The following is a 24,991-nucleotide window of genomic DNA, read 5'->3' as shown; positions in this document are numbered from 1 at the left end:
ATGCAAAGCATTCTTTCTTCCTGGTTTGTTCAGGGAATGGTTAAAGCAACCAGCGATATGTGGCTGAAGGGCTGGGATGAGCGTAACGGCGGTAACGTCAGCCTGCGTCTGCTGGAGGAGGAGGTGAAACCTTTTGCTGCCGATTTCTATGCACAACCGCGCTGCATTGAACTGACACAACCCGCGCCCGCGCTGGCAAACTGCTGGTTTCTGGTGACCGGATCGGGCAAGTTCTTCCGTAACGTGCAGCTCGATCCCGCCGATTGTCTGGCGCTGCTGCAGGTGGATGACAAAGGACTCTCGTTCAAAATTCATTGGGGACTGTCGAATGGCGGCCTGCCAACGTCTGAACTGGCCTCCCATTTCCAGTCACATGGCGTGCGTAAAGCGGTCAGCAACGGCGCGGATCGCGTCATCATGCACTGCCACGCCACTAACTTCATGTCCCTGAGCTATGTGGTTGAACTCGATTCAGCCCGCTTTACCCGTCTGTTGTGGGAAGGCAGTACCGAATGTCTGGTGGTGTTCCCGGATGGCGTCGGCATCTTACCCTGGATGGTACCCGGCACCGACGGTATTGGCGCGGCCACCGCGGAACAGATGCAGTCGCACAGCCTGGTCATGTGGCCGTTCCACGGCATCTTTGGCAGCGGACCCACACTGGATGAAACCTTTGGTCTGATTGATACCGCGGAAAAATCCTCTGAAGTGATCGTTAAGGTGCTGTCGATGGGCGGGATGCGGCAGAGTATCACCACCGAACAACTGGTGGCGCTGGGCGAACGCTTCGGGGTGAATCCGTGGCAGGCGGCGCTGGACGTGGGGCCAGCCAATGCTTCGTAAAGCCTTTGTGATGCAGGTGAATGCTGACTGTCACGCAGAATATGAACGTCGTCATTCTCCCATCTGGCCAGAACTGGCCGAAACGCTGAAGGCGCATGGCGCGCACAACTATGCCATCTGGCTGGATGCGGATCGCAACCTGTTGTTCGCCAGCGTTGAGATCGAGTCAGAAGCGCGCTGGAATGCTGTTGCAGAGACGGAAGTGTGCCAGCGCTGGTGGGCATCGATGAAGGATCTGATGCCTTCTAATCAGGACAACAGTCCGATCAGCCAGCCTTTAAAACCGGTTTTCTTTCTCGACTGATCGCCTTCGGGTCACAGACAGGCTATCGGCTCACCAACAATCAGGACGGTGTTATCACCGCCCTGATTTTTTTACGCTGATTTTACGCTTTGTGCTGACACAAGCCGGTCAGCGTCGGCCACATCGCCATCAGCGTATCAATGATGTTGTCCAGATCGGCCCGCGGCGCACCTTCGCGCGCCCGAACAGACATCCCCTGCAGCATACAACCCAGATAGCGCGCGACCGCCGCAATATTTACCGATTCGCTCAGTTCGCCACGTTGCTGACGTCTCAGCAGAAAATGGCTCAGCGTACTCTCCTGTGACTGATGCTGCTGCTGCAACATCGTGGCGATCTCAGCTGAGGCCGCTGACAGGGTGGTAGACGTACAGATAAAGAAGCAGCCGCCGGGCGAATCGCGATCGGTGAAGCAGGCCGCCGTGGCACGAAAATAGCCTTCGATCGCCTGATCGACCGGCAACTCATCGTTACCCAGTGACGTATCACGCCAGGCGCTGAACTTCTCCACGTAGCGCTCCATGGCTGCCCGGAATAATCCCTCTTTATTGACGAACTCAGCATAGAGCGTGGGTGCTTTTGCACCGGTTGCCGCCACCAGATCGGCCAGCGACGTCCCCTCGTAACCGTGGGTCCAGAACAGGTTCAGCGCCTTATCGAGCGCAGCTTCACGGTCGAAAACTTTGGGACGACCGCGGCACTTCTTCACGTCGCATTCCTGAATCTGGCTCATAGATCCTCTCGGGTAGTGAAATACCCTATTAAATTACCGATCATTAATAAAATGTGCAAGGGCCGGTTCACGCAGCCGCAATACCCATTGCCATTTTGTGCGACGGCGCTCGCTTATCGCCCCTAAGGTTAAGTGAAAAAGGGGGCCGAAGCCCATAATCACGCCACTTCGCGAATAAAATAACGCTCATTAAATAAATATTGACGACCTGCCACAAAGGGTTCTATCATTTAGTTAATGATCGTTAATTAAATAACGACACACATTTTCCACTACCGAATATGAAGAGAGAGAAACCCATGAAAAGTATCAAACTCAGCCTGGCCGCCATCGCACTGACTACTCTGACTTTTGGCGCATTCGCCGCTGAACAGGTCAGCAGTGACCCAATCAATCAGCAGCCTGTCGGCACTATTTCAGTCCAGGGCGGCAGCAACCTGCAGTCTGTTGAAGCACAGTTAAATGCCAAAGCGGATGAAGCCGGTGCCAAATCGTTCCGCATCACCTCAACCAGTGGTCAGAACAAATTACACGGCACGGCTGTGATTTATCAGTAATTGATTGTTGAGAAGGGGTTCGTTATGAAAAGGTTCACTATTATGGCGGTGGCTGCGCTACTCAGCAGCCTCTCCTTTGCCAGCGTGGCGGCCCAGCAGGTGACACATTCACCGCTGGATCAGCAAAAAATCGGCGTCATCAGCGCGACAGGCAGCACTAACCTGACCTCGCTGGAACAACAACTGTCAGAAAAGGCCAGCGATGTCGGCGCAAAGTCTTTCCGCATCACTTCGACCTCTGGCAACAACAACCTGCATGGCACCGCAGTACTTTATAAGTAAGCTGAAACAGGCTTCAGATAAACCCTTATCTGAAGCCTTTTTTCTAGCCGTTGCTGCGTAATTGCGGGTAGCGGCGGAAAATATAGACGCACCAGAGCAGCGCCACCAGACCAATCATCCCACCGACATTGCCCACATCGGCCATCTTAAAGTGCAGGCTGACCTGATTCCCCAGCAACGCACCTGCGCCAATCCCGATATTGTAGATACCCGACATCAGCGACATCGCGACGTCGGTCGCGTCCGGTGCCAGCGACAATACCCGCACCTGCATCCCCAGGCCGATCATCATCATCGCCATTCCCCAGACAATGCACAGGATGGAGATCGCCGTGGGGCGAACCGCAGCGAAAATCAGCAGCCCCATGCAGAGCGTAATCAGCGCTATCGCGGCAATCAGCAGGGCGGAAGGGAATTTATTGCCCAGCGAACTGAACAACAGGCTACCGATAATGCCCGCTGAACCAAACATCAGCAGCAGCAGAGTGGTGAAGTTCTCGCCCGAATGCGCAACCGCCTGCATAAAGGGTTCGATGTAGCTGTAGGCGGTGTAATGCGCCGTCACCACCAGCGTGACCAGCAGATACATGCTGACCAGCGCCGGACGACGGAACAGCATCGGTACGCTGCTCAGTGAGCCGGTGTGTTCACTCGGCAGACGCGGCAGAATCCGCACCAGCATGATCATCAGCACCAGCGCGGAAAGGCCGATAGCGCCAAATGTTGTACGCCAGCCCAGATACTGACCGACCACGCGGCCAATCGGTACGCCCAGCACCATGGCAAGCGCCGTACCGGTGGCGAGCATGCTCAGCGCCTGGGTTTTCTTACCGGCCGGGGCCACGCGGATTGCCAGCGAGGCGGTGATCGACCAGAACACCGCATGGGACAGCGCGATGCCGATGCGTGAAACGATCAGCGATCGGAAGTCCCAGGCTACCGTTGACAGCACATGGCTGGCGATAAAAATCAGGAACAGCACACCGAGCAGCATTCGTCGCTCAATATTGCGGGTCAGCAGCATCAGCGGCAGAGAGAGCAGCGCCACCACCCAGGCATAGATGGTCAGCATAATGCCAACATCAGCGGTCTGCATCGAAAAATCAGCGGCGATATCGGAGAGCAGGCCAACTGGCACAAATTCAGTGGTGTTGAACACAAAGGCGGCAATAGCCAGCAACACCACGCGAAGCCAGGCCGTTTTACGTGAAACAGTAGTTGATTGCATGAGGAGTCAAGTCAGTCAGAACAGCGAATCGGATGTGGCAGAAACATCCAGCGAAAGTGACCTGCGTCACAAATTACTGACTATTGTAGTGAATAAACCGGGAAGGGGAACCTTATAAACCGTTTTTAATCCTGATTATTTTTTATCGCCCGTTGGCCGGGCGATAGCCTGAGGTTATTGACCGCGTCGGCGTGCCGGCATCATTCGCAGCAACGTATTGTCCTTTAGCAGATAATGATGAAACAGTGCCGCCACCGCATGCAGTCCGATAAGCCAGTAACCCAGCGGTGCCAGCGTCTCATGCCAGTCAATCAGCCAGTCGGCGAGATCAAAATTGGGTACGGCTGCCACCGGCATACTGATGCCGAACAGCCACCACTCGCGGCCTTTCAGATAGCGTGACGTCAGCCCAAGAATCGGCAGCGTGATAAACAGAGCATAAATAAGCGTATGGGTCAGATGCGCCAGCCCGGTTTGCCAGCGACGTATAGCCGGCGTAATCGCTGGCGTACGATGACGGGTGCGCAGCACCAGACGGGCAATCATCAGCACCAGTACCGACGCGCCTGCGCTGAAGTGGGTAATGATCATGGCATAACCCTGCCACGAACCGCGCTGTGCAAAACCGCGCAGCTCAATCGTGGCATAGGCGATGACCACCAGCACAAAGGTCAGCCAGTGAAGGGCAATTTGAGATCCAGCATATTTTTCCCGCATGGTAAAACCCGCTAAACAGAATCAGGCCTTCTAACATAACGGAAAATAGCGGTAAATCTTAACAAATTAGCGCAGCGGGATAACTTTTCCGCCGCCACGACGCTAGCGTGACGTCAGGGTATGTTTCAGGGCCACGCTTTGCTGTTGATTAAGGCCGGATTTACCGTTCAGCGGACAGCAGGTATCGCAGCCCATCGCGCCTGGGTAATACTTTTTCGCCTGTAATAGAGCCGCGTTGACCTGATAAAAGCTGCCGAGAAACAGTCTGTCAGCGGGCAGCGGCAGAAACGCACAGCCAGCGGCATGGACCACATGGTTTTCGTTGTAGCCTGATTGTTTGTTCACGTAATAGTAGAGAGCCACAGGCGTTCCTTTTTGCTGTGTTAAGCGACAAATGTAAGCAAATATCACAATCAGACCGATTATAGCGGGAAAACCGCGTTTTGTTACGGCTGGATCTGAAGGTTGTGTCGCCTGCGGCAAAAGCGGCCCAAAAGCGTTCCGGGTCGCGCGGTCAGTCTGGCTGACCTCAGAGCTGTTTAGATTGCAGTCGCCACGCAACCAGCAGCGCCAGCAGCAGCAGGGCGCTGATAAACAGCGTGATGCCGATCCAGCCATAGTTGTGCCAGAACAGCCCGCCAAGCGTCCCGGCCACGCTGGAACCGACGTAATAGCTGAACAGATAGAGCGAAGAAGCCTGCCCCCGCGCCCGACGCGCTCGCGGTCCTATCCAGCTGCTGGCCACCGCATGAGCAGCAAAAAAGCCGGCGGTGAATAGCATCATGCCAGGCAGAATCAGCCACAGCGAATTAAATGCAGTGAACAGCAGGCCTGCCAGCATAATCGCGGTGGCACCGAACATCACCGGGCCACGGCCCATCCGGCCGGTTAACGCACCCGCTTTGGGGGAACTCCAGGAACCGGTGAGGTAGACCACTGACAGCAGGCCCACAACGGCCTGACTCAGGTGCCAGGGCGCAGCCAGCAGGCGATAGCCGATGTAGTTAAACAGGGTGACGAACGCGCCCATCAGCAGAAAACCTTCAGCAAACAGCCACGGCAACCCTTCATCGCGCCAGTGCAGGCGAAAATTAATCAGCAGGTTGCGCGGGCGCAGCGAGGTGGCGCGAAAATGGCGCGACGGTGGCAGGATTTTCCAGAACATCAGCGCCGAGGCCAGTGAAAAACAGCCGATAACCGCAATCGCAACGCGCCAGGAGTAGAAGTCAGTCAGAACGCCACTCAGCAGGCGACCACTCATGCCGCCGATTGAGTTGCCGCTGATATAGAGCCCCATCGAGAACGCGACAACCCGCGGTGACATCTCCTCGCTCAGATAGGTCATGCCGACCGCTGCGACGCCGCTCAGTGACAGCCCCATCAGCGCGCGCATAATCAGAATGCCGTGCCAGCTGGTCATGGTGGCGGAGATCAGCGTACAAATCGCCGCCAGCATCAGGGCGGTCACCATCACAGATTTACGCCCGACAGCATCAGAGAGCGGCCCGGTTACCAGCAGGCCGAGCGCCATCAGCCCGGTGGAGATAGAGAGCGACAGGCTGCTGGCCGCTGGCGACACGCCAAACTGCTGCGACAGCACCGGCAAAATCGGTTGCACACAATAGAGCAGGGCAAAGGTCGCCAGACCGGCTGAAAACAGGGCCAGCGTGACGCGCATAAATTGCGGCGTACCGCGGGTAATCCAGCCTGATGAGGCTGGTGAGGCTGTCGGTCTGCCGGCAACCTGATCCTCGACGGTAGCGGCCTGAGTAGTGCGACTCACGATCTTTCCTTTAGTGATAAAAAAACCTGTCGTCAGCTTAAAAAAGGGTGATTATGATGTCTAATATATTAATAATCTCAAATAAGACGTTTAACATATGAATATTGAGCTGCGTCACCTGCGCTACTTCATTGCCGTGGCCGAAGAATTGCATTTTGGCCGGGCGGCGTTGCGACTGAATATCTCTCAGCCACCCCTGAGCCAGCAGATTATTCAGCTGGAAAATGAGACCGGAGCCCGTCTGTTTAATCGCACTAACCGCAGCGTGCAGCTGACGGCTGCCGGACAGCAGCTGTTGCAGGATGCCCGCGCAATCCTGTTGCAGGTTGAACAGGCGTCAGATCGGGCGGCACGGCTGCATCGCGGTGAAGAGGGCGAACTGCGCATCGGTTTTACCTCTTCGGCACCCTTTACCGCAGTGGTGTCAGATGCGCTCTACCAGTTCCGTCAGCGCTGGCCGCAGGTGCATATTCAGATGCAGGAGATCAATACCCGTCAGCAGCTGGCACCGCTTCATGATGGGCGGCTGGACCTCGGGGTGATGCGCAACACGCCTTTACCGGCGGATTTACGCCACCAGCTGCTGCTGAGCGAGCCGCTCTATGCGGTGGTGCACTGGGCCCATCCGCTGGCGACAGCAGAGAAAATCTCCGTTGCCGCGCTGGCGGCTGAGCCTTTTGTCTTTTTTGATCCCCAGGTCGGCACCGCGCTCTACAGTGAGATTCTGGCGCTGCTGCACCGTTATCAGATCAAACCCTACATCACCCAGGAAGTGGGCGAGGCGATGACTATTCTGGGACTGGTGGCGACCGGGTTAGGCGTGTCGATTTTGCCAGCCTCTTTTCGCCGGGCGCAGCTGGCGGATGTGGTCTGGCTGCCGCTGGAAGAGCGCGATGCCCTTTCCGAGCTGTGGCTGGTCTGGTCCGCAGAGCGCGAAATAAATGAACAGATGCGCCATATGATGGCGTTGCTGCAGCAAAATAAGGCGTAACTTCGGCCAGTCTCCACGACAATATGTGCGATAAATCACATTTCTAATCAAATATTTGACGCTGCCGCCTGATCTGCCTCACCATGACGCATGTTTATTTAGAAGCGCGAAAATAACCGGGAGCAGGGTTGTGAATCTGGACAGTCAACCTGGCCATATTGACCAAATTAAGCAAACCAATGCAGGCGTCGTTTACCGATTAATTGATCAATACGGTCCTATTTCGCGCATCGAACTTTCCCGACGCGCCCAGCTTGCGCCGGCCAGTATCACCAAGATCGTCCGTGAAATGCTGGATGCCCATCTGGTCCAGGAAACGGAGTTTCAGGAGCCAGGTAGCCGGGGTCGTCCGGCGATTGGGCTGATTCTGGATACCGATGCCTGGCACTATCTGGCGATTCGCCTTCATCGCGGTGCCATGACCTTTACCCTGCGTGACCTTAGCAGCCGCGAACTGGCAGAAGATACGCTGCCGCTGCCGGACGAAGCGGCGCAGCCGCTACTGACCGCGCTGATTGAACAGGTTGACGCCTTCTTTATTCGTCATCAGCAGAAGCTGGAACGCCTGACCGCCATCGCGGTCACCCTGCCGGGCTTAATTAACGCCGCCTCTGGCGTGGTGCATCGCCTGCCGGGCTATCAGGTGCGTGACATGCCGCTGGGTGACGCGCTGGCAGCCCGTACCGGCTTACCGGTGTTTGTGCAGCATGATATTTCCGCCTGGACGCTGGCCGAATCGCTGTTCGGTGCTTCTCGCGGCGCCGAAGATGTGATTCAGATTGTGATTGATGAAACGGTAGGGGCTGGCGTTATCAGCGGCGGTCAGCTGCTGCATAAACGCGGCCGGGCGCTGGTGGAGATCGGCCATACTCAGATCGATCCTTACGGTCAGCAGTGTTACTGCGGGAATCATGGCTGTCTTGAGACGGTCGCCAGCATCGGCAGTTTGCTGGCGCTGGCTGCTCAGCGTCTGCCGACCCAGCCCGACAGCCTGCTTAATCAGCAGCCGCTGACGCTGGCATCGCTCTGTGAGGCGGCCCAGGCGGGCGATCGGCTGGCACGCGATACCATCGCCAGCGTCGGGCATCATGTCGGGCGAATCCTGGCGATGATGGTCAATATCTTTAATCCGCAACAGATTCTTATTGGTTCGCCGCTGAATGCCGCGGCAGAGGTGCTGTTTCCGGCGGTCAGCAACACCATTCTGCAACAGTCTCTGCCGGCCTACAGTGCCGTTATCCAGCTGGCACCCACCGCCTTTAGCGAGCCAGGCACGCTGGGTGGCGCGGCGCTGATTAAGGACGCGCTCTATAGCGGTTACCTGTTAGTGAAGCTATTGCAAGGTTAAGCCAGACTAATCTTGCGCTAACGCAATCTGTTCTCATCAACCATTCCTTAAAATGCCGCTTATCCGCACGGTTAATCGTCGATTAGCCATTAACGGTTTAAGAGGAGAGTGGAGTGAAGAGACTATTCGTTACCGGCACCGATACCGCAGTGGGTAAAACCGTGGTGTCACGCGCCCTGTTACAAAGTTTTATCAAGGCAAACTTCAGTGCGGTCGGGTACAAACCCGTGGCGCGCTGCGCAGTGAAAACCGCTGACGGCCTGCGCAATAAAGATGCGCAGGTGCTGCAAAGCGCGTCCTCTGTGGCATTGCCGTATCAGGCCATCAATCCGCTGCTGTTTGAAGAGCAGGAAATCTCAACCCACAACGGCCCGATTATTGATTATGACGCTCTGACTCAGGGCTTAACCAACCTGACGCAGCAGGCGGACCGGGTGGTGGTCGAAGGCACCGGCGGCTGGCGTAGCCTGATGAACGATGCGCGGCCGCTCTCCTGCTGGGTCATCGAGCAGCAACTCCCGGTGGTGCTGGTGGTTGGCATCCAGCCGGGCTGCATCAGCCATGCGCTCTTAACGGCAGAGGCTATCCTGCAGGATGGATTACCGCTGGTTGGCTGGGTTGCTAACCGCATCAATCCGGGGCTGGCGCAGTACAGCGACATTATAGAAGTGCTGCGTGAAAAAATTCGTGCGCCACTGCTGGGTGAACTGCCTTATCTGCCGCGTGCAGAGCAGCGCGATCTGACGCCCTATATCGATATTTCACTGCTGGATCGGCCTGACCTGCACGCTGTGAGTGCAAAGATCGCCTGATCATGAAACAAATTAACTCATATCTGCCGGTAGTGAACGTAACGTTGCAGGTTGATTACCGGCGTGTCACAAAAATATTATCTTAAATATTCAATCACCTGGCGGGAAAAGCGAGGTGAGGCTGACGTGATGGCGTAAAAAATGCATTAACTCCGCTAATAACTGTTGCCGGAGCACCATCATGTCGCAATCGCACGAGAAAGGTTTGTTGTACGGACTTGACGCCCGTATTGGTCCCGTCCCGGCGTTTTTCGCCGCCTTACAGCATCTGCTGGCCAGCGTCGTCGGGATCATCACGCCGCCGTTAATTATCGGTTCGGTGCTGGGTCTGCAGGCCTATATCCCTTATCTGATTAGCATGTCCCTGTTTGTTTCAGGCCTGGGGACATTCCTGCAGGCCAGGCGTTTTATGGGCGTCGGGGCGGGCATGATCTGCCTGCAAGGCACCAGCTTTGCCTTTCTTGGCGTGCTGATATCGGGCGGGCTGATGGTGAAAGCGCGCGGGGGATCGCCTGAAGAGATCCTGGCGATGCTGTTCGGCTGCAACCTGGTGGCGGCACTGATCCCGATTCTGATCAGCCGCTGCGTGGGTCAGTTACGAAAAGTGCTGACGCCGGTGGTGACCGGCACGGTGATTACTCTGATCGGTATCAGCCTGATTAAAGTCAGCATTACCGACTGGGCTGGCGGACACAACGCCCGCGATTTTGGCGCGCCGGGCAATCTGGCGCTGGGTGGGCTGACGCTGCTGGTGATTGTGGCGCTGAACCGTTCGCGCAACCGCTGGGCGCGCCTGATTGCGGTCGTGACCGGTATTGTGGTCGGCTGCATTGCAGCAGCATTAACCGGCCATCTGCAGCTGAAAGCGCCTGACAGCAGCGACTGGCTGGTGCTGCCCGCCTTGTTTAAGTTTGGCTTTGCCTTTGACTGGACCCTTTTCCTGCCGATTGCGCTGGTCTCGGTCATTGCCGTGATTGAGGCGGTAGGGGATCTCACAGCGAATTGCCTGATTTCACAACAGCCCATCAGCGGCGCGGCGTTTCAGCAGCGGCTGCAGGGCGGTATCGTCGCCGACGGCCTGAGCTGCGTGCTGGCTGCGATCTTCTCGGCCTTTCCCAACACCACCTTTGCGCAAAACAATGGCGTGATCCAGATGACCGGTGTCGCCAGCCGTTATGTCGGGATGGTTCTGGGCATGATGCTGGCGCTGCTCGGCCTGTTCCCGGCGATTGGCTCACTGTTGCAGCAAATCCCGCCGCCGGTACTGGGCGGGGCGACGATTGTCATGTTCGGCAGCGTGGTTGCGGCGGGCATCCGGGTGATGACGCAAACGCCATTAGGCCGTCGTGAGATGCTGATCGTGGCGGTGTCGTTTGGCGTCGGTCTGGGCGTTGAAGCGGTGCCGGAGGTGCTGAAGCAGCTTCCGCCACTGATCAATACCTTGTTTGGTCATGCGGTGACCACTGGCGGACTGCTGGCGATCCTGCTGAATATGGTGCTGCCAGACGAGGCGCGTGCCGAAACGGCGTCAGAGGCGTCAGCGCTGAGCGGCAGCGAAGAACAGGCATAACCTTTTAACAGCACGCACTGAAGCTCAGAGCAGGTTGATGCCGCTCCGGGGCAGGCAATCCGCAGCGCTGTACAGAATGAAGGAAAGCCCGCAGCACGCGGGCGAAAGGCGGGGCGGCACAGGATGTGCCATCCCGGCGGTCCGTCAGGCAGAATAAAGTGAAGGTACCGCGCGATGACCGCCAGCCCCGGAGCGGCACCAGAGTGCGTTATCACTGGTTGCCTCGCTGACGGGCATCAGGGCCGTGATGGCCCTTTTTTATGACGGATTTTTCATTACGGATTCAGGCGGCGGCGGGTCCGGCCTGAACTGAGGTAGTCCGCGATATAATCCTGCGAAATTTCACCGCTGTAGCGGCCCTCTTCATCGACGATCGGCATCCAGACGGTATTGTGCTCATACAGTTTTGACAGCACCACGCGCAGGTTCTCTTCCGCTTTACCGGTCACCTTAAAGGTGTGCAGGCGTTCTTCACAGCGGCCGCTGGCGTGACGCGCTTCACGTCGCTTCACAAAGCCGAGCGGTTTGCCATCCTCATCCACCACGGTGATCGAGCGCATGTCATTCTCATCCATGGTGCCGAAAGCCTCTTCGAGCGGAGTGGAACGCCGGACGGTGATGGTCGGCTGCTGATCGGTCACGTCACCCGCCTGCACCAGCAGCAGGCGCTTCAGCGTCCGGTCCTGGCCGACAAAGGAGCCAACAAAATCATTGGCCGGTGTCGCCAGCAGCTCATCCGGACTGGCGCACTGCACGATTTTCCCCTGACCAAAGACCGCAATCCGGTCACCCAGCTTCAGCGCTTCGTCGATGTCATGGCTCACCAGCATCACGGTTTTCTTCAGCTGACGCTGCATATCGAGAAACTCGTTCTGGATCACTTCGCGGTTGATCGGGTCAACGGCACCAAAAGGCTCATCCATCAGCAGCACCGGTGGATCTGCCGCCAGCGCACGAATCACGCCGATACGCTGCTGCTGGCCGCCTGACATTTCACGCGGATAGCGATGCAGGAATTTGCTCGGGTCGAGCGCCACCATGCTCATCAGTTCGGTGGCCCGTTCCCGGCAGCGCTTCTTGTCCCAGCCCAGCATACGCGGCACCACGGTTATGTTCTCTTCGATGGTCATGTTCGGGAACAGACCGATCTGCTGGATCACGTAACCGATGTTGCGGCGCAGGGTGGTGGTATCCTGGTTACTGGTGTCTTCGCCATTAATCAGAATCCGGCCGCTGGTCGCCGGGATCAGCCGGTTAATCATCTTCAGGGTGGTGGTTTTGCCGCAGCCCGACGGTCCAAGCAATACGCACATCTCACCGGCAGGGACTTCCAGGCTGACATTATCCACGGCTTTCATGGTGGTGCCGTTTTTCTGGGTAAAGGTTTTCGTCAGGTTTTCCAGTGTAATCATTATCGAATTCCCTTAGGAGTCAGCGCCTGCTGCAAACGGTGCAGCAGCCAGTCAAGAACAATTGCCAGCAGGCAAATCATTAACGCCCCGGCGATTAACATACGAATATCACTGCCGCTGATGCCATCCAGCAGCAGCTGGCCCAGCCCACCGGCGCCAATCACCGCAGCGATCGCCATCACGCCGACGTTCATCACCACCGCGGTGCGGATGCCGCCAAAGATCACCGGCAGGGCCATCGGGATTTCCACCCAGCGTAACCGCTGCCAGAAAGTCATGCCGATGCCGCGACCGGCTTCACGCAGACCGCCGGGCAGGTTCTCCAGCGCGGTATGGGTGTTACGCACAATCGGCAGCAGCGAGTAGAGAAACACCGCAGTAATCGCTGGCAGCGCACCAATGCCCTGACCGATCAGCGAAAACAGCGGGATCATCAGGCCAAACAGCGCGATGGTCGGGATGGTCAGCACCACGGTCGCAATACCGAGGATCGGCGTAGCCAGCCAGCGCACCCGGACAATCAGAATGCCGAGCGGCACGCCGATGACAATTGCCAGCCCGACAGCGACCAGCACCAGCCAGGTGTGTTGCCAGCTCAGCGTCAGCAGGCTGCTCCAGTTATCCATGATGTAGTGAAGGGTATCCACAGTGCCTCCTTACAGCATGTTTTTAGATTTAAGGAAATCACGCGCCACCTGTTCCGGTGACTGGTGATCGATATCGACCCGCTTGTTCATCTCGGTGATCGACTCATCGGTAATCAGCGGGGAGAGCTGGTTCAGCGCCGCTTCCAGGCCAGGATGGCTCTCCAGCACATCCTTACGCACCACCGGCGTGACGTTATAGCTCGGGAAGAAATGCTTATCATCCTCCAGCACTTTCAGGTCAAAGCCTTTCACCCGGCCGTCGGTGGTGTAGATCAGACCGGCATCGACGAAGCCATCGCGGATGGCGTTATAGACCAGGCCAGGGTCCATCTGGCGGATCTGCGGCCGATCCAGCGCCAGGTTGTAAGTCTTCTGCAGCGGCTTCATGCCGTCTGAGCGGCCGGAAAACTCCAGGTCCAGCCCCAGTCGCCAGTTATGGTCGGGATCGCGCTGGCGTACCTGTTCAATTTTTGCCACCAGTTGCGACATCGTGGTGATGCCCTCTTTCTCCGCCCGCTGCCGGGTCATGGCGAAAGCATAGGTATTGTTCATCGGGGCGGGCTGAAGCCACACCAGGCCCAGTTTCGCATCGAGTTTTTTAACCGTGTCATAGGCCTGCTCTGACGACATCGGCTGGTTGATATGGTTGAAAATGATCAGTGAAGTTCCGGTGTACTCCCACGTCATATCGATCTGCTTATTCAGCAGCGCATTCCGGCCAATAGTGGTGGCGATATTGCGCTTTGGGATCACCTCAAAGCCTTTCTTCTGTAACCACAGCACCGTCATCGCCGACAGAATGTGCTGCTCGGTAAAGCTCTTGGTGGCCATCACCAGCGGGGCCGCCGCCTGGGCGGTCTGACTTAATGCCAGCGTCGCCAGCAGGGTCAGGGCACTCTTTTTTATCCAGCGCGTAAGCATCGCAAATTCCTTATTGTTATGCCGCAGCGTGCGGACTGAGAAAGCGGCCGAGCGCGGCCAGCAGCATATCCAGCACCAGCGCCACCAGCGCAGTCGCCGCCGCACCCAGGATCAGCGTCGGGAAGTCGTTGAGGTAGATGCCGGGAAAAATCAGTTCGCCGAAGCTGCTGGCACCAATCAGAAACGCCAGCGGCGCGGTACCCACATTGATGGCTGTGGCAATACGCACGCCCGCGAGGATAACCGGCAGCGCATCAGGCAGTTCGACCTGGCGCAAACGCTGCATTTTGGTCATACCAATGCCGTTGGCGGCTTCGATCAGTGAAGAAGGGACCGCACTCAGGCCGGAGAAAGTGTTACGTACGATAGGTAGCAGAGAAGCGAGAAACAGCGCAATCAGCGCCGGACGGTCGCCGATGCCGATAATCACCATCGCTAATGCCAGCACCGCCAGCGGCGGCAGCGTATTACCGACGTTAAAAATCTGCATCACATATTCGGCCCAGCGACGGGCGAAAGGGCGACTGAGAATGATGCCGCTGGGAATACCGACCAGCAGAGCAAACAGCATTGACCAGAAGACTAAAAACAGGTGTTGCTGGCCGAGATAGAGCAGATCAACTTTTCTGGCGACTAACTGGTCCCAGCCAAGGCCCCAGATTAGCGCGCCAATCACCGCGGCCACAGCCAGCAGTGCCAGACCAGCGCGGCGGGCCAGTGAAGCATTTTGCATAAGGGACTCTCCCTGATTACGATCTCAATTGTTATACCCATCACTAGCAGCCCGACAGAAGCAGCAAAACCCGCCGCCGCTTCCAATACCGAAACTGCGATAAAATGCACATCAAATGACTGTTTATCGACGATTTTTAACTGAACGCTGAAAAACAGGCTTTAATGCTATAGCAGCCCTAAGCGAGCCGCGCTAGCTTTAACGCCCTAAAGCAGTCGGTGAAAAACAGGTTAAAATAGTGTTAAGGCCGCGTGGTGATTGGGCTAACACATCAATGAAAATTTTTCATCGACTTTTGGTGACAACGTCACACATTGCGCCCGTGATGCGCACTGACGGGAAACTGCATTCACTCAATCTGCGCTAGTGTTGCAGCTTAAAAAAGGATCTCTATGACTGAAAGCGCACAGATTCAGACCGGGCACCGCCACTGGATTTTAATCGCCTGTATGCTGGCCATGTTTATGGCGGCGATTGAGGTCACCATTGTTGCCACCGCGATGCCGACCATCATTGCTGAACTGGGCGGCTTTTCGCAGTTTGGCTGGGTATTCTCCATCTATCTGCTGACGCAGGCGGTCAGCGTCCCGCTCTACGGACGACTGGCGGATATCTATGGCCGTAAGCGGATGTTTTTTATCGGCACCACGCTGTTCCTGATCGGCTCGGTGTTGTGTGGCTTTGCCCATACCATGACCTGGCTGATTCTGTTCCGCGCTTTTCAGGGACTGGGAGCCGGTGCCATCATGCCGCTCAGCTCAACTATCGTGGCGGACATCTACTCACCGCGTGAGCGCGCCAGCGTGCAGGGCTGGCTCTCAAGCGTCTGGGGCGTGGCCGCCATCGTCGGTCCGCTGACCGGCGCCTGGCTGGTACAGCACTTCAGCTGGTCGGTGATTTTCTGGGTCAATCTGCCGATAGGGCTGATCAGTATGCTGATGCTGGCGCGCTGGTTACCGGCGCATCAACAGGAGGCGCAGGCGCAGCCGCTGAACCTGGCGGGCAGTGGCTGGCTGATGCTGTGCGTCAGCGCACTGCTGGTTGCGCTGCTGCAGGCTGAACAGCTGGGCTACTGGCTGATCCCGTTCCTGCTGTTTTCCCTGTTTGCTGGCTGGCGGCTCAAGCGCCACGAGCAGCAGGCTGACGCACCGTTGTTCCCACTGATTATCTGGCGCAGCCGGCTGATTATTGCCGGTAACGCCGGCAACCTGATCATCGGGGCCGCCATGATGGGGATCAGCGCTTTTCTGCCGACCTGGATTCAGGGTATCGGCGGCGGTTCGCCACTGCAGGCGGGCAGTGCGCTGGCGATGATGTCGATTGGCTGGCCGCTGGCCAGTACCCTGAGCGGCCGTCTGATGCTGCGCACCTCATACCGTTTCACCGCACAACTGGGCGCGCTGTTGCTGATTACCGGCAGTGGATTACTGCTGCTGTTGCAGCCTGACAGTTCGTTGTATCAGGCGGGCTTTACCGCGTTTGTCATCGGTACCGGTATGGGCATGACCAGCACCACCTTTCTGGTATCGGTACAGAATCAGGCGGATTACCAGATTCGCGGCATCTGTACCGCCTCGATTATGTTCAGCCGGATGATGGGTTCGGCGATTGGCACCGCCATCATGGGCGCGGTGCTGAACCTCAATCTGCAGTGGCGACTGCCGCAGGCGCAGGACCCGGTGCAGCAGATTATGGCGGATGAGAGTCGGCGTCAGCTGGCCCCGGAGACGCTACAGCAGATGGTGCAGGCGATTGCGAGCTCACTGCATTGGGTGTTTGTGGTGGCACTGGTGATAGCGCTGTTTGCGCTGGGCGTGGCGTGGATGATGCCGCGTCAGCGGCCGGAACATGCAGAATAGCGGAGCAGGGCGACAGGTCGTCGCCCTGGCAATTTACTGTGCGGGCGCGTCCTGTGAACTGCCGGCACTGTCTGGCACGCTGGCGTCATCGTCACGCCCCATGCGCTTATAAACAATCTTTTGTGTGTCGTTCTCACAATGTCCCACCACCTGACCGCCAGCCTGATCAACCTGATCGTTGGCGACGATGTCGAGACTAAAACCCGATTCGGGCACACCGTTCTGAATAATTTTCTGGCTGATCTCGGTTTTTACCGATTCACAGGATGCCTGTGCCAGTACCGGCAGCGCAAACAACGTCGCGGTTAACAAAACCCTCTGTAGCTTCATCACGTATTCCTTATGTTAGTTGTCCGTCATTACTATAGCTGAAAATCAGGGTGCAATCGGTCGGCCGGAGCGGCGATCCAGACAACGCAGGGTATTCGGCTCCCAGTAGGCGTTGAGATTCAGGCTCTGCTCACACTTATCGCGGGTATCAAAAGCACGATCGGTCTTATCAAACTCCTTCTCAACGCGGCTGTTCACTTTGTTACGCAGCATCCGCGTGTCATTCCACTGCTCTTTATCCTGACGCGCCGCTTCATTACTGGCGGCGCTGCTGCCATCTTCAATGATCAGGCGATTGGTGGTAGCGCTGGCATTGAATGCTGCCGCTGACAGCAGGCTCACCAACAGGACCGGGATAAATTTTTTCATTGCGCTTTCCTTCAGTTAACGCAGACATCACCAATGGGAACGGCTGTTGCCGCGGGTAGCCTTAGTATATCATCGCCGTTTCTTTGCTCACCAGCCGTGAGTGGTTTGTTTACGTTTATGAGAGGTCGGGATGCTGATCAAAACCGCCGTGCTGTTTTTTATCACCGCGCTGGCGGAAATCATCGGCTGCTTCCTGCCGTGGCTGTGGCTGAAAAAGGGCGGCTCCGTCTGGCTGCTGCTGCCCGCCGCCGCCAGCCTGGCGCTGTTTGTCTGGCTGTTAACGCTGCATCCCGCGGCCAGCGGACGGGTGTATGCCGCCTATGGCGGGGTTTACGTGCTGACTGCACTGCTGTGGTTACGGGTGGTCGATGGGGTGAAACTCAGCGCCTGGGACTGGAGCGGGGCGATCGTCGCCTTTATCGGTATGCTGATTATCGTGCTGGGCTGGGGACGCGGATAGGGCCAGCCGGTGCGGCTGGCCCTGAGGGTTACGGCTTGTGCACCTTGAGACCGGCCAGCGTCTGGCTGACGGGCATCATCTCAAGGGTATTGATGTTGACATGCTTAGGCAGCGTGGCGACCCAGTAGACCGCTTCGGTGACATCTTCCGGCGTTAAAGCGGTGGCGCCTTCATAGACCTGGCCCGCTTTATCATCGTCGCCCTTGAAGCGCACGTTAGAGAACTCGGTGCCGCCGACCAGTCCCGGCTCGATGTCGGTGACGCGCAGCGCCGTGCCGTGCAGATCGGTACGCAGATTCAGGCTGAACTGACGCACAAAGGCTTTGGTCGCGCCATAGACGTTGCCACCGGCATAAGGCCAGCTACCGGCGATTGAACCGATATTGATCACATGGCCGACGTTACGCTCCACCATCTGCGGTAGCAGGGCGCGCGTCATATAGACCAGCCCTTTGGTGTTGGTGTCGATCATGTTTTCCCAGTCTTCGACGTTGGCGCGGTGCGCGGGCTCAATCCCCAGCGCCAGACCGGCGTTATTCACCAGCACGTCGATGTCACGCCAGTCGGCAGGCAGCTGATTCACCGCCTCTTCAATTGCCGCGCGGTTCCGCACATCAAGCTGCACGGTATAAAGATGCTCGCCCAGCTCATCTTTCAGCGCTTTCAGCCGCTCGGCACGCCGTCCGCTGGCAATCACTTTGTGACCATTTGCGATAAAGCGACGGGTGATGCTTTCACCAAAACCGGCGGTCGCGCCGGTGACAAAAATAATCATCTCACTGTTCCTTATGCCATTTTCAGAGTCGATGGCTTCACCATAGCATTTCATTTCCGCTTGCGCCCGCCGAAAAACCGATCGGGTTGTAAAGGCATTTTACCGGCCCGTCAGCTGCGCTGTTTTGGGGCGCACTGCACACAAACGGGGCAGAGCAGGCGCGCATTCAGCCGCTTAAACCCACCCGATTCGTGACGAGCTTGCCAGGCAACCGATTGCGACTGCCAGGCAATCGGTTGCGGGGCCCTATTGCCCTGCATCAGTTGCGCAACAAGCAAGATTTTACTTAACTATTTGATAGTAAAAGTAAAAGTGGTGATTACAATCTGGCACGGCAGTTGCAACAGGGTATTAAGGCAATCATCTGCATAATGAAAAGAAGGCCGCAGTGCTTTCAGAAAGGAAAAGTCATGTCACCAGCGACAGATACGGCGATACGCGCCAGTTTTTTTGACTTCACCTCGGTGGCGGACCAGCCCGACGGGCTGCTCTCTGCCGCGCGCTATCTGGAGGATGGCGTGCTGCGGCTGCGCGACGGACGCGTGGTGGGGTTAGCGCCGTGGGAGGCGTGCAGCGCCGCACTGGCGGGTCAGCCGATCATTGACCTGCGCGGCAAGCTGATCGTACCGGGCTTCGTCGATACCCACATTCACTATCCGCAGACCGAAATGATCGGCGCGTTCGGCGAACAGCTGCTGGAGTGGCTCAACCACTATACGTTTCCGGTGGAGGCGCAGTATCACTGTCCGGACCACGCGGCCCGGATGTCGGCCTTTTTCCTGCATCAGCTGCTGTCGAATGGCACCACCAGCGCGCTGGTGTTTGGCACCGTGCATCCCCAGTCGGTTGAGGCGCTGTTCAGCGCGGCGGAAGCGCTGAACATGCGGCTGATTGCCGGCAAAGTGATGATGGATCGTAACGCGCCTGACAATCTGACCGAAACCCCGGAACAGAGTTATCAGCAGACCCGCGCGCTGATTGAGCGCTGGCACCAGCGCGGACGACTGAGCTACGCGCTGACGCCGCGTTTCGCCCCGACCTCCTCGCCACAGCTGCTGGAAAAAGTGCAGCAACTGCGGCAGGAGTTCCCGGATACCTGGCTGCATACTCATCTGAGCGAAAATCCGCAGGAGGTCGCCTGGGTGAAGCAGCTGTTCCCGGAGCGCGCCGGCTACCTTGATGTCTACCATCACTATCAGCTCACCGGGCGTCGCAGCGTGTTTGCTCACTGCGTCCATCTCGACGACGGCGAATGGCAATGCCTGCACGACACCGATTCCACCATCGCTTTCTGCCCGACCTCAAACCTGTTTCTTGGCAGCGGGCTGTTTAACCTTAAACGCAGCTGGCAGCAGGGCGTTAAAGTCGGTATTGGCACCGATGTGGGCGCCGGCACCACCTTCAGCATGCTGCAAACGCTGGGCGAAGCCTACAAAGTGGGCCAGCTGCAGCAGTATAAGCTGAGCGCCGCCGAAGCCTTTTATCACGCCACGCTGGGCGGCGCGCGGGCGCTGGATCTCGATCACGCCATTGGCAATTTCAATCCGGGTAAAGAGGCGGATTTTGTGGTGCTCGATCCGGCAGTTTCCGCCTTACAGACTTTGCGTATCGGCAACAGCAAAGATATCTGGGAAAAACTGTTTGTTCTGATGACGCTCGGCGATGACCGCAATATCGCCCAGACCTGGGTCAACGGGCGTCCGGTATGGCAGCGCGATGCGGGAGAGCAAGCGGCATGATCCAGTTCCTGTTAAATAATCAATTAGTTACCGAAGAAGCGTTAGATCCGAATCTGACGATACTTAACTATCTGCGCGGTCATCTGCGCCGCACCGGTACCAAAGAGGGCTGCGCCTCAGGTGACTGCGGTGCCTGTAGCGTCACGCTCGGTAAAGCGGTCAATGGCGCGATGCATTATGAAACGGTCAATAGCTGTCTGACGCTGGTCTCCACGCTACAGGGCAAGCAGCTGATCACCGTCGAGGATCTGCGTCACGGCGGTGCTCTGCATCCGGCGCAGCAGGCGATGGTGGATTGCCACGGCTCGCAATGCGGCTTCTGCACGCCCGGCTTTGTGATGTCGCTGTTCAGTCTGCAAAAATCGGTCAGCGGCTGGGATCGCCATCAGGCGGAGAGTGCGCTGGCGGGCAATCTCTGTCGCTGTACCGGTTACCGGCCAATCATGGTGGCCGCGCAGCAGCTCTGTTCACAGCCGGTCAGCGACCCGTTCGATCACCATGCGGCCAGCGTGGCGCAACGGCTGGCGGCGCTGGCGAATCAGGAGATGCAGCAGCTCAGCGGCGACGGGCGGCACTGTTATCTGCCTAAAACCCCGGCCCAGCTGGCGCAGATCTATCTGGAACATCCTGAGGCGCGGCTGATTGCCGGTGGCACCGATCTGAGCCTCACCATCACCCAGCAGCATCAGCGCATACCGGTGCTGATCGCGCTGGAGCAGGTTGCGGCGCTGAAAGTGTGCAGCGAATTTGACGATCACTATCTGCTCGGTGCCAGCGCCTCTCTGCAGCAGGTTGCCGAATTTCTGACCGACCGGATTCCGGGCATCAGCGAAATGCTGCAACGTTTCGCGTCGTTACAGATCCGGCTGCAGGGTACGCTGGGCGGCAATATCGCCAACGCCTCGCCGATTGGCGATGCCTCACCGATGCTGCTGGCGCTGAACGCCACTCTGCTGCTGCAGCAGGGCGAGCAGCAACGGCTGCTGCCGCTGGACCAGTTTTTCACCGGTTACCGGCAGACCAGACTGTTGCCGGGCGAGTTTATCCGGGCGATACGTATCGATAAAGTGACGGTGTCACCTGACTTTGTGGCCTGGAAAGTCTCTAAGCGGCTGGATGATGATATTTCAGCGGTGTTTGCGGCCTTTAACCTGGAGATTGAGCAGGGTCAGGTACGCGCGGCGCGCATCGCTTTTGGCGGCATGGCCGCGACGCCGAAACGGGCAACGCACTGCGAACAGGCCTTGCTGGATCAACCCTTTAACGCCGTGACGGTGTCACGCGCGGCCGCCGCGCTGGCGGAAGATTTCCAGCCGCTCTCCGATTTCCGCGCCAGCGCTGACTACCGCCTGCAGGTGGCGCGTAATCTGTTGCGGCGCTACTACCATCGCTACAACGGCGAATTAACCTGTATCGAGGTGGCCCGCTATGTCTCATAACCGTCCTGAACTGAGTGAAGAGGTGCGCAAAGCGCAGCATACCGCCGGCATCCAGAGCGGCGTTGGCCGCAGCAATAAACATGAAAGCGCAGAGATGCATGTCTCCGGTGAGGCGCGGTTTATCGACGACAAGCCTGAGCTGCCCGGTATGCTGCACCTCTGTCCGCGGCTGAGTGAACACGCCCATGCGCGCATAACCCGGATTGATGTTGAGCCGTGCTACGCCATTCCCGGCGTAGTCAGCGTGCTGACCTGGCAGGATGTGCCCGGCATCAATGATGTTGGTCCGCTGGAGCCGGGCGATCCGCTGCTGGCGCACGACAAAGTCGAATATATGGGTCAGATTGTGATTGCGGTGGCGGCCGATTCCCCGGACGCTGCCCGGCTGGGCGCCGCCGCTGCCGTGATTGAATATGAGGTGCTTGAACCGCTGCTGGATGTTGAACAGGCGCTGGCGCAGGGCAGCTTTGTGCAGGAGCCGCACGTTCATCGGCGCGGTGACGTTGATGCCGCGCTGGCACGCGCCCCGCATCGCATCAGCGGTTCCTTTCATATTGGCGGTCAGGAACACTTCTATCTGGAAACCCAGACGGCAATGGTCATTCCCGGCGAAGATCAGCAGCTGCAGGTCTTTTCCTCGACTCAGAATCCCACTGAAGTGCAGAAGCTGGTGGCGGAAGTGATGGGCATCAGCCTGAATCAGGTCACAATTGATATGCGGCGGATGGGCGGCGGATTTGGCGGCAAAGAGACCCAGGCGGCGGGCGTGGCCTGTCTCTGCGCCATAGTGGCGCGCCAGACTGGCCGGGCGGCGAAGATGCGGCTTTCCCGCCGCGACGACATGCGCATCACCGGCAAACGGCATCCGTTTTTTGTCCGTTACGAGGTGGGTGTTGAGGATGACGGGCTGTTATGTGGGGTGAAGATTGACCTGGCGGGTAACTGCGGTTATTCACTCGATCTCAGTGGATCGATCGTCGATCGGGCAATGTTCCACGCCGACAACGCCTACTACCTCGGCGATGCGCTGATAACCGGCTATCGCTGCCGCACAAATACAGCCTCAAATACTGCCTATCGGGGTTTTGGCGGTCCGCAGGGCATGGTGGCGATTGAGCAGATCATGGATCACATCGCGCGGCACCGCGGCCTCGATCCGCTGGCGCTGCGCAAGCGCAATTACTACGGTAAGCAGGATCGCAATATCACCCATTATCATCAGCAGGTTGAGGATAATCTGCTGGACGAAATCACCGAACAGCTGGAACGGAGCAGTGATTATCAGGCGCGGCGGGCGGAGATTCAGGCGTTCAATGCCCGCAGCCCGCTGCTGAAACGCGGTCTGGCGCTGACGCCGGTTAAATTCGGCATCTCGTTTACCTCCAGCTTCCTTAACCAGGCGGGCGCGCTGATCCTGATCTACACCGACGGCACGGTGCAGCTCAACCACGGCGGCACCGAGATGGGTCAGGGGCTCAACACCAAAGTCATTCAGATCGTGGCTGAAGTGCTGCAGATTGAGGTCGATAAGATTCAGATCACCGCCACCGATACCGGCAAAGTGCCGAACACCTCGCCGACGGCGGCCTCCAGCGGGGCCGATCTCAACGGTAAGGCGGCGCAGAATGCGGCGGAGATCCTGCGCGAACGCATGACGCAGATGCTGTGTCAGCTGCATCAGTGTGAAGCATCGGCGGTCAGTTTCCGTAACGGCATTGTGCGCGCCGGGGAAAAACATTACACCTTCGCAGAAGTGGCGCAGCTGGCGTGGTTCAATCAGGTGCCGCTATCCGCCACCGGTTACTATCGTGTGCCGGGCATTCATTACGATCGACTGGCCGGGCGTGGTAAGCCCTTTTACTACTTCGCTTACGGCGCGGCCTGCTGTGAAGTGGTGATCGATACCTTAACTGGCGAATATCGTCTGTTGCGCGCTGACATCCTGCATGACGTGGGGGCCTCACTGAATCCGGCCATCGATATCGGTCAGGTCGAAGGCGGTTTTGTGCAGGGCGTCGGCTGGCTGACCTGTGAAGAGCTGGTGTGGAACCACAAGGGGCAGTTGCTGACCGATGGGCCGGCCAGCTACAAAATTCCGGCCATCAGCGACGTGCCGGCCGATCTGCGGGTGACGCTGGTGGAGAACCGCAAAAATCCGCAGGATACGGTTTTCCACTCCAAAGCCGTCGGCGAGCCGCCCTTTATGCTGGGCATTGCGGCCTGGTGCGCGCTACAGGATGCGGTAGCCAGCGTGGCCGGTTATGCGCATCCTCCGCTGCTGGACGCGCCCGCCACGCCGGAACGGGTACTGAACGCGGTGCTGCAGCTGGCAGGAGCCTGTGATGATCTACCATGACTGGATAAGCGTGCTGCACCAGCTGCGTGAAAAGCGCCAGAGCTGCGTGCTGATCACCGTGCTCAGTGAGCGCGGTTCAGTACCGCGCGACAGCGGCAGCAAGATGGTAGTCACGCTGCAGGAGAACTTTCTGACGATTGGCGGCGGCCAGCTTGAATTTCAGTGCATTGCCCAGGCGCGCGCCATGTTGCAGAGCGGAGCCCGCGCACCGCATACCGAGGAGTACAGCCTCGGCGCACGGCTGGGTCAGTGCTGCGGCGGCAAAACCACGCTGCTGTTTGAGCCGCTGTTGCAGTGTCAGCCTGAGATCCTGCTGTTCGGCGCCGGTCATGTCGGCCAGGCGCTGGTTAATTTGCTGGCAACGTTACCCTGTCACATTCGCTGGATCGACAGCCGTCCCGGCCAGTTTGAGCGGGTGCCGCCAGGCGTGGTCACGCTGCAACCGGAAGACCCGCTCGACTGCGTGGCGCAGGCGGCTCCCGATAGCTATTTCATTATTATGACCCATCATCATCCGCTCGATTTCGAACTGTGTGAGGCGGTGCTGAAACGCGGCGATTTTCGCTATGCGGGCGTGATTGGCTCGCAGACCAAAAGCCAGCGCTTCCGCTACCGGCTGGCGGGCAAGGGCGCGCAGGCCGATCGGCTGGCGAAATTGCGCTGTCCGATTGGCCTGCCGGACGTCAAAGGCAAGCTGCCCGCCGAGATCGCCGTAGCGATTGCCGGTGAAGTGATCAGCGTTTATCAGCAGCACCTGGCCTGAGTTGTTCAACTGCCCGCAAC

The 24,991-nt window shown here is 57.9% G+C and carries 26 protein-coding genes; 14 read left to right on the top strand and 12 right to left on the bottom strand.

From position 1 onward, the window contains the following. Both rhaD and rhaM read left to right on the top strand, forming a co-directional pair. Complete coding sequence (rhaD, locus tag ACX3P5_RS09060; protein WP_233984248.1) at positions 1-843, top strand: rhamnulose-1-phosphate aldolase; 843 nt, start codon at positions 1-3, stop codon at positions 841-843. Then, entirely contained in the window at positions 833-1,147 is a 315-nt protein-coding gene (gene rhaM / locus ACX3P5_RS09055; RefSeq protein ID WP_233984249.1) for an L-rhamnose mutarotase, read from the top strand. The genes rhaD and rhaM overlap by 11 nt, the downstream gene beginning before the upstream one ends. 82 nt (positions 1,148-1,229) lie before the next feature. Here rhaM and ACX3P5_RS09050 read toward each other — a convergent pair whose 3' ends face one another. After that, positions 1,230-1,880, bottom strand: coding sequence for a TetR/AcrR family transcriptional regulator (locus tag ACX3P5_RS09050; protein ID WP_458968597.1), 651 nt, complete (start codon positions 1,878-1,880; stop codon positions 1,230-1,232). A gap of 299 nt (positions 1,881-2,179) precedes the next feature. On the opposite strand from ACX3P5_RS09050, the gene bhsA (ACX3P5_RS09045) reads away from it, so the two are divergent. Both bhsA (ACX3P5_RS09045) and bhsA (ACX3P5_RS09040) read left to right on the top strand, forming a co-directional pair. Further along, entirely contained in the window at positions 2,180-2,437 is a 258-nt protein-coding gene (gene bhsA / locus ACX3P5_RS09045; RefSeq protein WP_233984251.1) for a multiple stress resistance protein BhsA, read from the top strand. A gap of 24 nt (positions 2,438-2,461) precedes the next feature. Continuing rightward, entirely contained in the window at positions 2,462-2,719 is a 258-nt protein-coding gene (bhsA, locus tag ACX3P5_RS09040; protein WP_458968596.1) for a multiple stress resistance protein BhsA, read from the top strand. 43 nt (positions 2,720-2,762) lie between these two features. Here bhsA (ACX3P5_RS09040) and ACX3P5_RS09035 read toward each other — a convergent pair whose 3' ends face one another. The 4 genes from ACX3P5_RS09035 to ACX3P5_RS09020 form a co-directional block, all read right to left on the bottom strand. Further along, a complete protein-coding gene (locus ACX3P5_RS09035; protein ID WP_233984253.1) occupies positions 2,763-3,947 on the bottom strand; it encodes a sugar transporter in 1,185 nt (394 codons plus the stop codon). Positions 3,948-4,121: 174 nt separating this feature from the next. After that, positions 4,122-4,664, bottom strand: a complete 543-nt coding sequence (gene cybB, locus ACX3P5_RS09030) for a cytochrome b561 (protein WP_233984254.1) — start codon at positions 4,662-4,664, stop codon at positions 4,122-4,124. Between the two features lie 102 nt (positions 4,665-4,766). After that, positions 4,767-5,027 carry a hypothetical protein gene (locus tag ACX3P5_RS09025; RefSeq protein ID WP_233984255.1) on the bottom strand — a complete coding sequence of 87 codons (261 nt, stop codon included), beginning with the start codon at positions 5,025-5,027 and terminating at the stop codon, positions 4,767-4,769. A 166-nt stretch (positions 5,028-5,193) separates the two neighbouring features. Further along, positions 5,194-6,447, bottom strand: coding sequence for an MFS transporter (locus ACX3P5_RS09020; RefSeq protein ID WP_233984256.1), 1,254 nt, complete (start codon positions 6,445-6,447; stop codon positions 5,194-5,196). Between the two features lie 97 nt (positions 6,448-6,544). Here ACX3P5_RS09020 and ACX3P5_RS09015 point away from each other — a divergent pair, with 97 nt between their 5' ends. The 4 genes from ACX3P5_RS09015 (at position 6,545) to ACX3P5_RS09000 (ending at position 11,168) form a co-directional block, all read left to right on the top strand. Then, a complete protein-coding gene (locus ACX3P5_RS09015; protein ID WP_233984257.1) occupies positions 6,545-7,438 on the top strand; it encodes a LysR family transcriptional regulator in 894 nt (297 codons plus the stop codon). A gap of 130 nt (positions 7,439-7,568) precedes the next feature. Continuing rightward, the gene (mlc, locus tag ACX3P5_RS09010; protein ID WP_233984258.1) at positions 7,569-8,786 is read left to right on the top strand and encodes a sugar metabolism global transcriptional regulator Mlc; all 1,218 of its coding nucleotides are present in this window, start codon (positions 7,569-7,571) and stop codon (positions 8,784-8,786) included. A gap of 113 nt (positions 8,787-8,899) precedes the next feature. Next, positions 8,900-9,598, top strand: a complete 699-nt coding sequence (bioD, locus tag ACX3P5_RS09005) for a dethiobiotin synthase (protein WP_233984259.1) — start codon at positions 8,900-8,902, stop codon at positions 9,596-9,598. A 181-nt stretch (positions 9,599-9,779) separates the two neighbouring features. Then, positions 9,780-11,168, top strand: a complete 1,389-nt coding sequence (locus ACX3P5_RS09000) for a nucleobase:cation symporter-2 family protein (protein WP_233984260.1) — start codon at positions 9,780-9,782, stop codon at positions 11,166-11,168. A 275-nt stretch (positions 11,169-11,443) separates the two neighbouring features. Here ACX3P5_RS09000 and osmV read toward each other — a convergent pair whose 3' ends face one another. Genes osmV through ACX3P5_RS08980 form a run of 4 tightly spaced genes read right to left on the bottom strand, consistent with a single transcriptional unit; the run spans position 11,444 to position 14,881 of the window. After that, positions 11,444-12,580 carry an osmoprotectant ABC transporter ATP-binding protein OsmV gene (gene osmV, locus ACX3P5_RS08995; RefSeq protein ID WP_233984261.1) on the bottom strand — a complete coding sequence of 379 codons (1,137 nt, stop codon included), beginning with the start codon at positions 12,578-12,580 and terminating at the stop codon, positions 11,444-11,446. Further along, a complete protein-coding gene (gene osmW / locus ACX3P5_RS08990; protein WP_094119542.1) occupies positions 12,580-13,227 on the bottom strand; it encodes an osmoprotectant ABC transporter permease OsmW in 648 nt (215 codons plus the stop codon). Before osmW ends, osmV begins: the two co-directional genes overlap by 1 nt. A 9-nt stretch (positions 13,228-13,236) precedes the next feature. Next, a complete protein-coding gene (locus ACX3P5_RS08985; RefSeq protein WP_233984262.1) occupies positions 13,237-14,148 on the bottom strand; it encodes a glycine betaine ABC transporter substrate-binding protein in 912 nt (303 codons plus the stop codon). Between the two features lie 16 nt (positions 14,149-14,164). Then, positions 14,165-14,881, bottom strand: a complete 717-nt coding sequence (locus ACX3P5_RS08980) for an ABC transporter permease (RefSeq protein WP_233984263.1) — start codon at positions 14,879-14,881, stop codon at positions 14,165-14,167. Between the two features lie 392 nt (positions 14,882-15,273). Here ACX3P5_RS08980 and ACX3P5_RS08975 point away from each other — a divergent pair, with 392 nt between their 5' ends. After that, positions 15,274-16,740, top strand: coding sequence for an MDR family MFS transporter (locus tag ACX3P5_RS08975; RefSeq protein WP_233984264.1), 1,467 nt, complete (start codon positions 15,274-15,276; stop codon positions 16,738-16,740). A 33-nt stretch (positions 16,741-16,773) separates the two neighbouring features. Here ACX3P5_RS08975 and ACX3P5_RS08970 read toward each other — a convergent pair whose 3' ends face one another. Both ACX3P5_RS08970 and ACX3P5_RS08965 read right to left on the bottom strand, forming a co-directional pair. Next, positions 16,774-17,070 (bottom strand): DUF1161 domain-containing protein, encoded by a 297-nt coding sequence (locus ACX3P5_RS08970; RefSeq protein WP_159859395.1) that lies wholly within the window; start codon positions 17,068-17,070, stop codon positions 16,774-16,776. A gap of 45 nt (positions 17,071-17,115) precedes the next feature. Then, positions 17,116-17,439: a DUF1283 family protein gene (locus tag ACX3P5_RS08965; protein WP_233984265.1), complete on the bottom strand. Its 324-nt coding sequence runs from the start codon at positions 17,437-17,439 to the stop codon at positions 17,116-17,118. 133 nt (positions 17,440-17,572) lie between these two features. On the opposite strand from ACX3P5_RS08965, the gene ACX3P5_RS08960 reads away from it, so the two are divergent. After that, positions 17,573-17,899, top strand: a complete 327-nt coding sequence (locus ACX3P5_RS08960) for a YnfA family protein (protein ID WP_233988173.1) — start codon at positions 17,573-17,575, stop codon at positions 17,897-17,899. A gap of 28 nt (positions 17,900-17,927) precedes the next feature. On the opposite strand, the gene ydfG is transcribed toward ACX3P5_RS08960, so the two are convergent. Further along, positions 17,928-18,674, bottom strand: coding sequence for a bifunctional NADP-dependent 3-hydroxy acid dehydrogenase/3-hydroxypropionate dehydrogenase YdfG (ydfG, locus tag ACX3P5_RS08955; RefSeq protein WP_336755247.1), 747 nt, complete (start codon positions 18,672-18,674; stop codon positions 17,928-17,930). 410 nt (positions 18,675-19,084) lie between these two features. Between ydfG and guaD the strand changes: the two genes are divergently transcribed. Genes guaD through xdhC form a run of 4 tightly spaced genes read left to right on the top strand, consistent with a single transcriptional unit; the run spans position 19,085 to position 24,971 of the window. Next, on the top strand, positions 19,085-20,413 hold the full coding sequence (gene guaD, locus ACX3P5_RS08950) for a guanine deaminase (RefSeq protein WP_458968595.1): 1,329 nt from the start codon (positions 19,085-19,087) through the stop codon (positions 20,411-20,413). Then, positions 20,410-21,852 (top strand): xanthine dehydrogenase small subunit, encoded by a 1,443-nt coding sequence (xdhA, locus tag ACX3P5_RS08945; RefSeq protein ID WP_458968594.1) that lies wholly within the window; start codon positions 20,410-20,412, stop codon positions 21,850-21,852. Before guaD ends, xdhA begins: the two co-directional genes overlap by 4 nt. Beyond that, positions 21,842-24,208: a xanthine dehydrogenase molybdopterin binding subunit gene (gene xdhB / locus ACX3P5_RS08940; protein ID WP_458968593.1), complete on the top strand. Its 2,367-nt coding sequence runs from the start codon at positions 21,842-21,844 to the stop codon at positions 24,206-24,208. The genes xdhA and xdhB overlap by 11 nt, the downstream gene beginning before the upstream one ends. After that, positions 24,195-24,971: a xanthine dehydrogenase accessory protein XdhC gene (xdhC, locus tag ACX3P5_RS08935; protein ID WP_233984270.1), complete on the top strand. Its 777-nt coding sequence runs from the start codon at positions 24,195-24,197 to the stop codon at positions 24,969-24,971. Before xdhB ends, xdhC begins: the two co-directional genes overlap by 14 nt. Positions 24,972-24,991: the final 20 nt, after the last annotated feature.

This window comes from Pantoea sp. S-LA4 (assembly GCF_054482835.1).
Note: the sequence above shows the minus strand (reverse complement) of the source record. Positions and strands in the feature narration are given on the sequence as shown.